General features: G+C 66.9%; 11 protein-coding genes. All 11 read left to right on the top strand.

The window, feature by feature from the left end; translation table 11 throughout:
• The first annotated feature begins 713 nt into the window (after window positions 1–713).
• The 11 genes from mihF to JW364_RS05885 all read left to right on the top strand — a co-directional run bounded on the left by mihF (window position 714) and on the right by JW364_RS05885 (window position 12,725).
• Complete coding sequence (gene mihF, locus JW364_RS05935; RefSeq protein ID WP_004021989.1) at window positions 714–1,028, top strand: integration host factor, actinobacterial type; 315 nt, start codon at window positions 714–716, stop codon at window positions 1,026–1,028.
• Between the two features lie 40 nt (window positions 1,029–1,068).
• On the top strand, window positions 1,069–1,698 hold the full coding sequence (gmk, locus tag JW364_RS05930) for a guanylate kinase (protein WP_137808803.1): 630 nt from the start codon (window positions 1,069–1,071) through the stop codon (window positions 1,696–1,698).
• A 41-nt stretch (window positions 1,699–1,739) separates the two neighbouring features.
• Window positions 1,740–2,039, top strand: coding sequence for a DNA-directed RNA polymerase subunit omega (rpoZ, locus tag JW364_RS05925; protein WP_004021987.1), 300 nt, complete (start codon window positions 1,740–1,742; stop codon window positions 2,037–2,039).
• 12 nt (window positions 2,040–2,051) lie between these two features.
• A complete protein-coding gene (coaBC, locus tag JW364_RS05920) occupies window positions 2,052–3,323 on the top strand; it encodes a bifunctional phosphopantothenoylcysteine decarboxylase/phosphopantothenate--cysteine ligase CoaBC (protein ID WP_068971593.1) in 1,272 nt (423 codons plus the stop codon).
• An 86-nt stretch (window positions 3,324–3,409) separates the two neighbouring features.
• Window positions 3,410–4,618 (top strand): methionine adenosyltransferase, encoded by a 1,209-nt coding sequence (gene metK / locus JW364_RS05915; RefSeq protein WP_065632139.1) that lies wholly within the window; start codon window positions 3,410–3,412, stop codon window positions 4,616–4,618.
• Between the two features lie 64 nt (window positions 4,619–4,682).
• Complete coding sequence (locus JW364_RS05910; RefSeq protein ID WP_068971592.1) at window positions 4,683–6,647, top strand: primosomal protein N'; 1,965 nt, start codon at window positions 4,683–4,685, stop codon at window positions 6,645–6,647.
• The gene (fmt, locus tag JW364_RS05905) at window positions 6,648–7,607 is read left to right on the top strand and encodes a methionyl-tRNA formyltransferase (protein ID WP_205333430.1); all 960 of its coding nucleotides are present in this window, start codon (window positions 6,648–6,650) and stop codon (window positions 7,605–7,607) included. It abuts the gene before it with no gap.
• Window positions 7,604–8,977, top strand: a complete 1,374-nt coding sequence (locus tag JW364_RS05900) for an RsmB/NOP family class I SAM-dependent RNA methyltransferase (protein ID WP_068971591.1) — start codon at window positions 7,604–7,606, stop codon at window positions 8,975–8,977. The genes fmt and JW364_RS05900 overlap by 4 nt, the downstream gene beginning before the upstream one ends.
• A gap of 129 nt (window positions 8,978–9,106) precedes the next feature.
• Entirely contained in the window at window positions 9,107–9,418 is a 312-nt protein-coding gene (locus tag JW364_RS05895) for a hypothetical protein (RefSeq protein ID WP_068971590.1), read from the top strand.
• Window positions 9,418–11,931, top strand: coding sequence for a hypothetical protein (locus JW364_RS05890; RefSeq protein ID WP_068971589.1), 2,514 nt, complete (start codon window positions 9,418–9,420; stop codon window positions 11,929–11,931). Before JW364_RS05895 ends, JW364_RS05890 begins: the two co-directional genes overlap by 1 nt.
• Window positions 11,928–12,725: a hypothetical protein gene (locus JW364_RS05885; protein ID WP_139115555.1), complete on the top strand. Its 798-nt coding sequence runs from the start codon at window positions 11,928–11,930 to the stop codon at window positions 12,723–12,725. The genes JW364_RS05890 and JW364_RS05885 overlap by 4 nt, the downstream gene beginning before the upstream one ends.
• Window positions 12,726–12,761: the final 36 nt, after the last annotated feature.

The following is a 12,761-nucleotide window of genomic DNA, read 5'->3' as shown; positions in this document are numbered from 1 at the left end:
AGTGCTGCAGCTGCGTCGCGAAGGCTGACCGCTAGTTCATTGTCGTCAGCGCCGGCCACCGGATTGGCGCCGCCGCTCAGCGTGCGCGTTGCCGGGTCGCCTCTGCGACGGCCCGGGTTGCCCTTGCCAGGCCACGAACTCGCGGCGGATCCACAAACATGTCACTGACCCCCGATCAGTGTTCAGGTGAAAAGTCTGCTCACAGTAACCGAGGCACCCGACGATGCCGGCGCATGTGCTCACACTGCGCACAGGGCTGCCCGCGACACGCGCGGTGCCTCGGTCCAATCCCAGAATTTCCGGCCACATCACTGGTGTCACACGCGTCTCAGTCGAGGGACGTCCGGACGGGAGGTCGTTCGCTTTGCTATCGACCACCTTGTCGCCTGATGTTGCGCTGACCTGCGAGAATGCTACGAAACACGTAGTCAGCGCGATGGGGGAGGCACTGAATCGGTGCTGTGCTCCCGTGAACGCACACGAGGCCCTACAACATGAGAAAACGCCCCGAAAACGGGGGGTCGCACTCGCAAATGCCTGCTCACGTGGGTACGGTCGCATTCGCCGCCAACATTTTGATGGCGTCGGCCGGGTGAAGACCCGGCTGACAGGCCGGCGATGGCGATCCAGCCGGGGTCGCACGGCAACAGAGCCTCGGACGCCCCCGGGCGAACGATGCAGTCCCACTCGAGAACGAAAGACGGAGGAACCCCGTGGCCCTTCCCCAGTTGACCGATGAGCAGCGCGCCGCTGCGTTGGAGAAGGCAGCTGCCGCTCGTCGCGTCCGCGCGGAGCTCAAGGAGCGCCTCAAGCGCGGTGGCACCGATCTCCAGCAGGTGCTCAAGGATGCCGAGAACGACGAGATCCTGGGCAAGATGAAGGTCTCGGCCCTGCTCGAGGCCCTGCCCAAGGTCGGCAAGGTCAAGGCGCAGGAGATCATGACTGAGCTCGAGATCGCCCCGACCCGCCGCCTGCGTGGTCTCGGCGACCGTCAGCGCAAGGCTCTGCTCGAGAAGTTCAGCTCCTGAGCGTGAGCAACCGAACCGGATACGGCAGCGGAACGAACCCGTGGACGCGGCGGTGAACCACCGCCCGGACCACGAGGGAACCGGACGCACGAGGGGTCGACTGATCGTTTTGGTCGGCCCCTCGGCCGTCGGCAAGTCCACCGTGGTCGCGAGGGTCTGCGCCGCGGTACCCGATGTCTACTTCAGCGTCTCGGCGACAACCCGGGACCCACGGCCCGGTGAGGTCGACGGCCGCGACTACCACTTCGTGTCCGCGGGCGACTTCGACAAGATGATCGCCGCCGACGAACTCCTGGAATGGGCCGAGATCCATGGCGGGCTGCAGCGTTCGGGCACCCCCATCGCCCCTGTGCTCGCCGCTCTGGAAGCCGGCAAGCCGGTTCTGGTCGAGGTCGACCTGGTCGGTGCGCGCAACGTCGTGGCCCGGCTCCCGGAGGCGATCACCGTCTTCCTCGCGCCGCCCAGCTGGGACGAACTCGTCGCCCGCCTGACCGGGCGGGCCACCGAGACGCCCGAGGCGATCGAGCGCCGACTGGCCACCGCGCGCACCGAGATGGCCGCGCAGGACGAGTTCGACCACGTCATCGTGAACAGCGAAGTCGACCGCGCCGTCGATGAGTTGGTATCCTTGCTGGTCGGACCTGAACAGCCGGCCGCATCCGCGACCTGACCGGCCCTTTCCGACACCCAGACCTCGACGCAGGAGTTCGTGTGAGCACCCCGACCAATTTCGACATCACCGAGATCGCCGACGCACCGGCCTACGACACGCCGCTGGGGATCACCAATCCGCCGATCGATGATCTCCTCGACCGCGCGTCGTCGAAGTACGCACTCGTCATCTACGCAGCCAAGCGTGCGCGCCAGATCAACGACTACTACAACCAGCTCGGCGACGGCATCCTCGAGTATGTCGGCCCGCTGGTCGAGCCCGGCCTGCAGGAGAAGCCGCTGTCGATCGCGATGCGTGAGATCCACTCCGACCTGCTCGAGCACACCGAGGGCGAATAGTCGTCGTCGGTGATGACCAAACCGACCGGAACCCGGCGCCGCATCCTGATCGGCGTCGGCGGCGGGATCGCGGCCTACAAGGTCTGCTCGGTGATCCGACACTTCACCGAGTCCGGTCATGACGTCCGCGTCGTGCCGACCCCGGCTGCGCTGGAGTTCGTCGGCAAGGCGACCTTCGAGGCGCTGAGCGGTAACCCCGTCTCCACGACCGTGTTCGACGACGTCGACGAGGTCGCCCACGTCCGGCTCGGGCAGGGTGCGGACCTCGTGGTCATCGCCCCGGCCACCGCCGATCTCATGGCCCGCGCCGCACAGGGCCGTGCCGACGACCTGCTGACCGCGTCGTTGCTGACCGTGCGGTGCCCAGTGCTGTTCGTGCCCGCGATGCACACCGAGATGTGGGAACATCCCGCGACGCAGGCGAACATCGCGACGCTGCGGTCGCACGGCTCGGTGGTGATGACACCCGCGTCGGGCCGTCTCACCGGCACCGACTCGGGCCGCGGTCGTCTTCCGGATCCTCAGGAGATCGCCCTGGTGGGCGAGCTGTTGCTCGATCGCGCCGACGCACTCCCGTACGACCTCGCCGGCGTCCGCGTGCTCATCAGCGCCGGCGGCACCCGGGAACCGCTCGACCCGGTCCGGTACCTCGGCAACCACAGCTCCGGCAAACAGGGCTTCGCGCTGGCCCGCGCCGCGGCCCAACGCGGCGCGAGCGTCACCGTCGTCGCCGGGTCCACTGCCGACCCGGGCGACCCGGCCGGGGTCACCATCGTGCGGATCTCCACCGCCGAGCAACTCGCCGACGAGATGACCAAGCGCGCCGCCGACGCCGATGTCGTGATCATGGCCGCCGCGGTCGCCGACTTCCGACCGGTTGCGGTCGCCGAGTCGAAGATCAAGAAGGGCGACGAGGGCCCGGCGCCGATCCACCTCACCACCAATCCCGACATCCTGCGCGGACTCGTCACCGCACGCGACGAGGGCCGCATTCCCACTGCCACCGTGATCGTCGGGTTCGCCGCCGAGACCGGCGACGAGACCGGCGGTGTCCTCGACCACGGCCGCGCCAAGCTCGCCCGCAAGGGCTGCGACCTCCTCGTCGTCAACGCCGTCGGCGACGGCAAGGCCTTCGGGACCGAGGACAACACCGGCTGGTTGCTCGCCGCCAACGGCGACGAGACCGCCTTGCCCTTCGGGTCGAAAACACTCATGTCGAGTCGGATACTTGACGAAGTGCGGCAACTGGTGCCTGATGGTCGAGGAGCTCGACCGACCGATTAGGTTGGAAACATCCCCGGCCAGTCGGACTGGCCGACACCGCCAGCGGCGCGGCGACCATCGACGCGCGTAGATCTCGAGAGGATCTGATGACCACCTCGTCACGCCTGTTTACGAGCGAATCCGTCACCGAGGGACACCCCGACAAGATCTGTGACGCGATCAGCGACTCGATTCTCGACGCCATCCTCACCGACGATCCGAAGGCGCGTGTCGCAGTCGAGACCCTCGTGACCACCGGACAGGTGCACGTCGCCGGCGAGGTCACGACCACCGCCTACGCCGACATCCCCAAGATCGTTCGCGACAAGGTCCTGGAGATCGGGTACGACTCGTCGACGAAGGGCTTCGACGGCGCATCGTGCGGCGTGAACGTCGCCATCGGTGCGCAGTCCCCGGACATCGCGGGTGGCGTCTTCAACTCGCACGAGAGCCGCAGCGGCATCTCGGAGGACGAGATCGACAGCCAGGGTGCCGGCGATCAGGGCCTCATGTTCGGCTACGCCACCAACGAGACCCCGGAACTCATGCCGGTTCCCATCGCGCTGGCCCACCGCCTGTCGCGGCGCCTCACCGAGGTGCGCAAGAACGGCACGCTCCCGTACCTGCGCCCCGACGGCAAGACGCAGGTCACCATCGAATACGACGGTGACACCCCGGTCCGCCTCGACACCGTGGTCCTGTCGACGCAGCATGCCGCCGACATCGACCTCGACAATCTCCTCGCGCCGGACATCAAGAAGCAGGTCGTCGACGCGGTGCTCGCCGAGATCGATCTGCCGACCCTCGACACCACCGACTACCGTCTGCTGGTCAACCCGACCGGCAAGTTCGTCCTCGGCGGTCCGATGGGTGACGCCGGCCTGACCGGCCGCAAGATCATCGTCGACACCTACGGCGGCATGGCCCGTCACGGCGGCGGCGCGTTCTCCGGCAAGGACCCGTCGAAGGTCGACCGCAGCGCGGCCTACGCGATGCGCTGGGTGGCCAAGAACGCCGTGGCCGCGGGACTGGCGAACCGCATCGAGGTCCAGGTCGCCTACGCGATCGGCAAGGCCGCACCGGTCGGCCTGTTCGTCGAGACGTTCGGCACCGAGAAGGTCGATCCGGCCGTCATCGAGCGGGTCATCACCGAGAACTTCGACCTGCGTCCGCTCGCGATCATCCGCGACCTCGACCTGTTGCGCCCGATCTACGCACCGACCGCCGCGTACGGCCACTTCGGTCGTACCGACGTCGACCTGCCGTGGGAGCGGACCGACCGCGCGGAGAAGCTGCGGGCCGCCGCGGGTCTGTAGACCTTCTGCGGAAGTACTCTCACTGACACCCAAAGGAGCACGGGTCCCGGCCGCCGAGCTGCCGGTGGCCCGTGTTCTTCCTGTTCTGGGTCTCGCGCACCTCGACCGTCCCTTCGATTACCTGATCGACGTCGACCAGGACGAGGACGCGCAGCCCGGTGTTCGTGTCCGCGTGCGATTCTCGGGTCGGCTCGTCGACGGCTACCTCCTCGAGCGCATCGAGAAGAGCGACCATCCCGGCAAGCTGGGCTGGCTCGACCGGGTCGTGTCCGCCGAGCCGGTACTGACCCCGCAGCTGGCGACGCTGTGCCGTGCGGTGGCCGATCGGTACGCGGGCACGATGGGCGACGTCGTGCGCCTGGCCATACCGCCGCGGCATGCGCGCACCGAGAAGGAGACGACGCCCGACCCGGCCGCTGTCGTCGAATCGCCCGAACTCGCCGACTGGCATCGGTATGCCCTGGCCGACTCCTACGTGGAGAACCTGGCCGACGGTCATCCGCGGGCCGTCTGGCAGGCCCTACCGGGGGAGGACTGGCCGCGCCGTCTCGCCGAACTCGCCGCGGCGACCCTCGCAGCGGGACGCGGGTGCATCCTCGTCGTTCCCGATCAGCGTGATCTCGATCGGGTGTGGGCCGAGTGTGAGCCGTTGATCGGCGACCGTGGGGTCGCGCTGTCCGCCGGACTCGGACCCACCGCGCGCTACCGCCGATGGCTGGCCGTGCGCCGCGGTGCCGCGCAACTGGTCATCGGTACCCGAAGCGCGGTGTTCGCGCCGGTCAAGGACCTCGGTCTGGTCGTCGTGTGGGATGACGGCGACGACAGCATGGCCGACCCGCGCGCGCCCTACCCGCATCCCCGCGAGGTGGCGGTGCTGCGGTCGCACCACGAGCGGTGCGGCCTGCTGCTCGGCGGGTTCGCCCGGACCGCCGAGGCTCAGGCGCTGGTGGTCTCGGGCTGGGCGCACGACCTCGTCGCCGACCGCACGACGGTCCGCACCCGCAGCCCCCGTGTCCAGGCGATCTCCGACGACGACCGGCAGGTCGCCCGCGACCCCATGGCCCGGTCGGCGCGCATCCCCGAAGTCGCGTTCGACGCGGCGCGGTCGGCGTTCGCCGCCGATCGTCCGGTGATCTTCAGCGTCCCGCGCCGGGGTTACGTGCCGTCGCTCGCGTGCACCCGCTGCCGCGAACACGCGCGGTGCCGGGCCTGTCACGGACCGTTGCAGCTCGATGCCGACCAACGACTGAGCTGCCGCTGGTGCGGACGGCCCGAACGGTCCTTCCGCTGCCCGGAGTGCGGCAACACCTCGGTGCGCGCGACGGTGACCGGTGCACGCCGGACCGCCGAGGAGCTGGGACGAGCCTTCGCCGGCGTGCCGGTGCTGACCAGCGGCGGCAATACGATCCTCGACGAGATCGAACCCGGCGCACGGCTCGTCGTCGCGACGCCCGGCGCGGAACCGGTGGCCCCGGGCGGATACGGCGCCGCGATCGTCGTCGACACCTGGGCACAGCTCGACCGGGCCGACCTGCGTGCCGAGGAGCACGCGGTCCGGCGGTGGATGGCGCTCGCCGCGATGGTGACCCCGCACGGTGACGGTGGGCGAGTGGTGATCGTCGCCGATTCGGCGCTCGCACCCGTGCAGGCCCTGATCCGTTGGGACCCGGTGGGTTTCGCCTCGATCCAGTTGCAGCAGCGCGTGGAACTCGGATTCCCCCCGGCGGTGACGATGGCGTCGGTCGACGGGCCGACCGGGGTGATCACCGACTTCGTCGAGCACCTCGAGTTACCCTCCGACGCCGATGTTCTCGGCCCGGTGCCGTTGCCGCCCGGCGTCCGCCCGCCGGCCGGCAGTGCCGAGTGGGAGGCCGCCGCGGACGACGAGATGGACCGCATCCTGGTGCGGTTGCCGCGCAAGCACGGACGGCTCCTCGCCGAGGCGCTCGTCGCGGGCCAGGTGCGCCGCAACACACATCGACAGACCGGGCCGATCCGGGTGCAGATCGACCCGCCTACGATCGGATGAATGCGCATCGTTTTCGCCGGTACCCCCGAGGTCGCCGTGCCGTCGTTGCAGGCCCTCATCGACTCGCCCTCGCATGAGGTGGTCGGGGTCATCACCCGGCCCGACGCCGTGTCCGGCCGCGGCCGCAAGGTGATGCGGTCACCGGTCGGGCAGCTCGCCGACGAGCATGCGCTCGAGGTGATCACCCCGCGCCGGTTGTCGGAGCCGGAGGTCGACGACGTGCTCCGGCGCTGGGCTCCCGACTGCGGTGCCGTCGTGGCCTACGGCGGGCTCGTACCGCCCGGACTGCTGGACCTGCCGCGCCACGGTTGGATCAATCTGCACTTCTCGGTGCTGCCCGCCTGGCGCGGTGCCGCTCCGGTCCAGGCCGCGATCGCCGCCGGCGACGAGGTGACCGGGGCCAGCACGTTCCGGCTCGAGAAGGGTCTCGACACCGGTCCGGTCTTCGGGGTGCTGACCGAGACCATCCGACCCACCGATACCAGCGGTGATCTGCTCGGGCGTCTTGCCGATGCCGGGTCGGGACTGTTGCTGTCCACGCTCGACGGCCTCGAGGCCGGTGAACTCGCCCCCGAACCGCAGCCGGCCACGGGGGTGAGCCACGCGCCCAAGGTCGAGGTCGAGGACGCGCGGATCCGCTGGGAACTGCCGGCACACATCATCGATCGCCTGGTTCGCGCCTACACGCCCGCACCCGGACCGTGGACGAGCCTCGACGACGCACGGATCAAGGTCGGGCCGGTGTCGGTCGCGTCGGCCGACGATCCCGGTCTGCCCGACGCGGTGCGGGACGGCGCCCTGGCGCCCGGTGCACTCGCCGTCACGAAGAAGGCGGTGTTCGTCGGAACCGGTTCGCAGCCGGTGAGACTCGGCACCGTACAGCCGCCGGGGAAGAAGCCGATGCCCGCCGCCGACTGGGCTCGTGGCGCGCGCTTGACCGACGGGACGGTCCTGGGATGAGCGGCAAGTTCCGGCAGAAGGACCTCGATCCCGCGCGCGTGGCCGCCCGCGACACGCTCCGCGCGGTGCGCGAACGCGACGCGTATGCCAACCTCGTCCTGCCGAAGATGCTGCGCGACAGGAAGATCGAGGGACGAGACGCTGCCTTCGCCACCGAGCTGGCCTACGGGGCCGCGCGGGCCCAGGGTCTACTCGACGCGGTGATCTCCTCCGCCGCGAAACGGCCGGTCGCCGACATCGACGGCACGGTGCTCGACGTCCTGCGGCTCGGCACCTATCAGCTGTTGCGGACGAGGGTCGGCGCACATGCGGCGGTCTCCACGTCGGTTGACCTGGTGCGCGCCGAAAACGGGATGGGGCCTTCCGGTTTCGTGAACGCGGTACTGCGCAAGGTCTCCCAGAAGGACGAGGACTTGTGGGTGGAGGAGCTCGCACCGTCGCCCGCGGACGATCTCGTCGGCTATCTCGCCTTCCAGTACGCACATCCGCGCTGGATCGCAGAGGTGTTCCGCGACGCTCTCGGTGGTTCTGCGGGACAGCTGCAGGCGGCACTCGCCGCCGACGACGAGCGACCGCCGGTCCACCTCGTCGCTCGTCCGGGGTTCATGACCGCCGAGGAACTCGCCCTCACCAGTGAGGGGGAGGTCGGCGACTACTCCCCGTACTGCGTGTACCTCCCGGGCGGCGATCCCGGCGACGTCGCCGCGATCCGTGAGGGGTACGCGGGTGTCCAGGACGAGGGCAGTCAGCTGATCGCCCGTGCGGTGACCGTGGCCGAGGTCGCCGACGACGCTGGGCGGTGGCTCGACATGTGCGCCGGCCCCGGCGGGAAGGCCGCATTGATCGGTTCGCTCGCCGAGATCGACGGTGCCCGACTCGATGCGGTCGAGGTGTCCGAGCATCGCGCCGGCCTGATCCGCAAGGTCGTCTCCGACCTCCCGGTCAGCATCCATGTCGCCGACGCCCGGTCGAGTGGGCTCGACGCCGGTTACGACCGCATCCTGCTCGACGCCCCGTGTTCGGGGCTGGGCTCGCTGCGCCGACGACCCGAATCCCGCTGGCGCCGGACCACTGCCGACGTCGACGAACTCGTCGTCCTACAGAAGGAGCTCCTCACCGAAGCGCTGCGCCTGGTGAAACCCGGTGGCATCGTGGTCTATTCGACGTGTTCGCCGCACCCGGCCGAGACGACGGCGGTGGTGGCCGACGTCCTGGCGTCGACAGACGGTGTGCGCCAACTCGATGCCCGCCCGTTGGTGACGGTGGGCAAGCTGGGCCCGGACCTGCTGGGCGACGGACCCCACGTTCAACTCTGGCCGCATATCCACGGCACCGACGCCATGTTCCTGGCGGCGTTGACGCGGGACTGACGACCAGCACCGAGCCCGATCCGGTCCATCAACGTGTGCACAGGGCAGAGACTTCGGAGTTGTCCTGGGGTAGTCTGCGATCGCGTTTTCGCATCTGGCAAAGAGTCTGCATGCGCACGGACGGGGGAAATGGTGGGCGAACGGTTTGCTGTGGACGAGGTCGGCACGATCTACGAGGTCGGAGCCACGCTCGCGCAATGTGGTACCGAGATCGGGAATCTCTGGAAGACCGAGGGCGCGTTCGTTCTCGCGACCGCAGGAATGCCGAACTCGGCGATCGGGGAGGCCTGCGCGGACAAGGATTCCCTCGTGCGCGCAGTTCTCGGCAGGGCAGCGTCCAGACTGGACCAGGTGGCGCAGACCTGCTTCCAGGCTGGACAGCAAGTGATTGACACCGAGGACGAGCTGGCCAGCGGTTTCAACGCGATCTCAGAGTTCTGATGAATCGGCCTTCCCGGTCGACCGTCAACGGATGGGACGTTCTGTCTCTCGACGACGCAGCCAACAAGCTCGACACCGCCGTTTCGCTGTTGTTGAGACAGACGCAGAAAATGGTCGACGCACCAATGATCGCAGGTGACTCGCAGGCATGGGTGGGTGCATCTCAACGCGGGTGCGAGAGTCGAACGCAGTCGGACCGTACGGAGATCAACAAGATCGGTACTGAACTCTCTGCAGCGGCGAATGTCCTACGGAACACTTCGACGGCAATCAGCGCCAACCGCAACGTCGCGCTGACCCGGTCGTTGGCACTGGAAATGGATCGTTTCGAGGTGCACGACGATTGGTCGGTCACCGACACGCGTGACTACTCGAGTGAGCTCAGAGGCGTGGAAGCCGGGAGCGCGGCGGAGAACAGCATCTTGACCGAGAGGGCCGATCGAGCAAGTGAGGCCACGAATGCTCGGTTGTCTCTGCAGGGTCTGGCTGACCAGATGGGAGTGGATGACCGCAACGGTGCGACCGCGCTCGCCACCGCATTTGCCGGCGCTGACGCGAATGCTCCTGTGACGTCTGCATATTCACCCCAGACCGCCAAGACCGACTGGCTGGCCATCATGCAAGGTACTGCCACCGCAGAGCAGCGTGAACGTTTTGCTCGAGCGACACAGCTGACGACCGAGCAGCGCGCCGCGCTAGCACGCGGAGAACATGCAGTGATCCCCAAAGAACAACTTGACTACCTGAAGGCCTTTTACGAGGCATCCGAAGGCGGAGTCGCTGGGCTCCCGCGGGGTCTAGATGCCCAGGCCGCGTTCGGAGATCACTTCGGGGGTCTCGAGTCGGACGCACTGAAACGTCAGTTCGCGGACGGACTGTACCTTCTTGGCAATCCCCGGGTACGGACAGAACAGCGACTCGAACCGGGCTTTCTCGCCGGTCCACTGCAGACCTTAGGCCTCACACCGCCACAAAGGTTTGTCGCCGGGGGCGTCAATGAGCTGCCTCCATCGGTCAGGGATTTGCTGACAAAATCGTCGGTGTCGGAACGAGACGTGTCGAAATCTATGACTCTGACCGGTCATTACGCGGATATTGAGAACTTTCACAGTTTTAAGAAGCTGATGGACATCCTCGACCATCGATCGATGGATCCGGGTCAGAGCAATCAGCTCGGTAGTGACATCGACCGCGCGTTGATCTCGCGTGCCAGCGAGATCGCGGGGGGAGGGAATGGGACGGATGCCTACAGTATCGGCGACGATGAGATCGCGCACGGCGATGTCGAGAAGCTTCTACGAAGAATGGTTGATAACGCCGGCAGCGATCACATCGCGGTTCACGACGCACTCATGGGCCGCAACGGCAGTGCCGCACCGCTCGGTTCCATGCCTGAGGTTTTCGACCTCAATGGAAAAGCGAGTTCTTACAACGCTTCCGATGCGATGCGACACCTCCTCACCTTCGATTGGTCGGACGACGTCGATGTAGACGGTGTGGGAGTCGGCAGCGACGGAGTGAACAAACTATTCAATTGGATGCCCGATGTGGCGATCCCACAAGACGGTAGCCCCGAGGCGATCGCGGCGAGCGAGCGAGCCGGCCATGTAGCAAGTGAACTCGCACGGATCTTCGCGGAGAACAGGACCGAACTCGTCGACATCGGGGACGACAAGCTCGCGATCGGCGAACTCAATCCCGAACTCACGCAGACCCTTGCCAAAGCTCTCGCTCCATATACTCCGGAACTGGCCGGTGCGGATCCGGACATCTTTGGGACTTTGGGCACGTCATCTCTGGATTCCGCCTACGAGCTGAAATCGGTGTTTCAGGTCCTTGACTCGGATCCGGTAGCAGGGCGGATTTTCAACTCGATGGCAGCGATCCAGGTCGACCACATCCAGGAACTCTTCGGTGCAGATCCGACTCGAGCATCGCTCGGTACTCTCGCAGGTCGAATCGAGGGTGCGATGACTGGGGGAATGCAGGCGCAGATCGACAACGATACGGAGGACAGTCGAAGCCACGCTGTCAAGGCCTATACCGAGCATGGTGCGATGTACGACAGCGGCAAGGCGTTGGTTTCGGCAGTGCCGGGCCTCGGCCCAGTCGTGAAAGCCATTCTCGACGTGTCCGCGCCAGAGGCAAAGCTAGAGTTTGTGGGGCTCCCACCTGGGCAGGGCACCGGCAATGCGGAGCTGTCAGCTCTCGACAACCAGATTTTCAAGAGCACGTCAACAGAGGCTCAATACGTCCAGATGTTGGAGGGCCATCTTCGTGCACATCCCGATCTCGTTGACGACCCGAGTTTCCGACGTATGTTCACGGGCCAAGATGAAGCGTTCTTCGAAGGGGTGCGAGCAACCGGCAGATTCCCGGCAGACGTGAACCTGGCCAAGGTCCCAGAATTCATGTTGAACCTCCCGGGCGCCGAGATCGACAACTACAGCACCCTGTACGACCCGCAATTCGACCGTGTCAGGACCGCGACCGAGCATCGGGAGGGTTGGTGACTGTGGTCGTTCCACCACGCGCTGCCAGAACCGTCGTCGGGTTGTTCCTGGTTCTGGCAGTCCTAGCCACGTCAACCGGGTGTGGCCCTAACGACTCGCCTCTCTCGGAGTCGTCGTCGGTGGCTCCTTCGGTGGATCATCTGCCGCCGCGGTACGACGTCACGTTCCGTTGGGCGCCGACCGATGTCGTCGACCTGCACGATTCGATAGGCACCTTCGTGCGGGCCTTCGTCGAATCGTTTGAGTTGGCGTTCGCCGGTCGATCTCCGGAGTGGGGCTATCCGGGCTTCAGGGAGGCTGCACCGGCGGACATCGACTCCCTCGTCGCTGGGCGGCTCGTGTCCCCGAGCTACTCGACGGATGTGGCCGGCACGTACTTCTTTCGTCCTCTCAGACGCGAGGACGACGGGTTGTTCACGACCATGGTCCTGTGTCGCAGTGAGATTCAATCCGTGCGCAGGAATCCCGAGGCTCCAGCCCGCGAATGGCAGAATTCTAGCTACCCGCGTTGGACCTTCCCCGCTGTCATCGTTTTCGAACGCGCGCCGGGCGGTGTCCCGGCAGCCGACCGAGGTGGGAGAGCCAGAGGTGCCACCCGAGATGTGTTCGGCGCGTGGCGCGTCGTCGACTACATACGCCAATCGGTTGGGGGTACGCGCTACATCAACGATGAGGCGGAGTGCGACCGAATCGGGAGGAACGCTGAAATTCCACAACAGCCGGATAGTTTCGGGCCGCGACCGTGGCCGGTGATGAAGCCGTCGCCCGGTTGGCAGGTCCATCCGTCGGTATGAAGCCGCCGACCGTGGCGTCGTCGAACAAGACGAAGT

The organism is Gordonia sp. BP-119 (assembly GCF_016924115.1).
GTDB lineage: Bacteria > Actinomycetota > Actinomycetes > Mycobacteriales > Mycobacteriaceae > Gordonia > Gordonia hongkongensis.
This window is presented reverse-complemented; position numbering and strand designations above follow the sequence as displayed.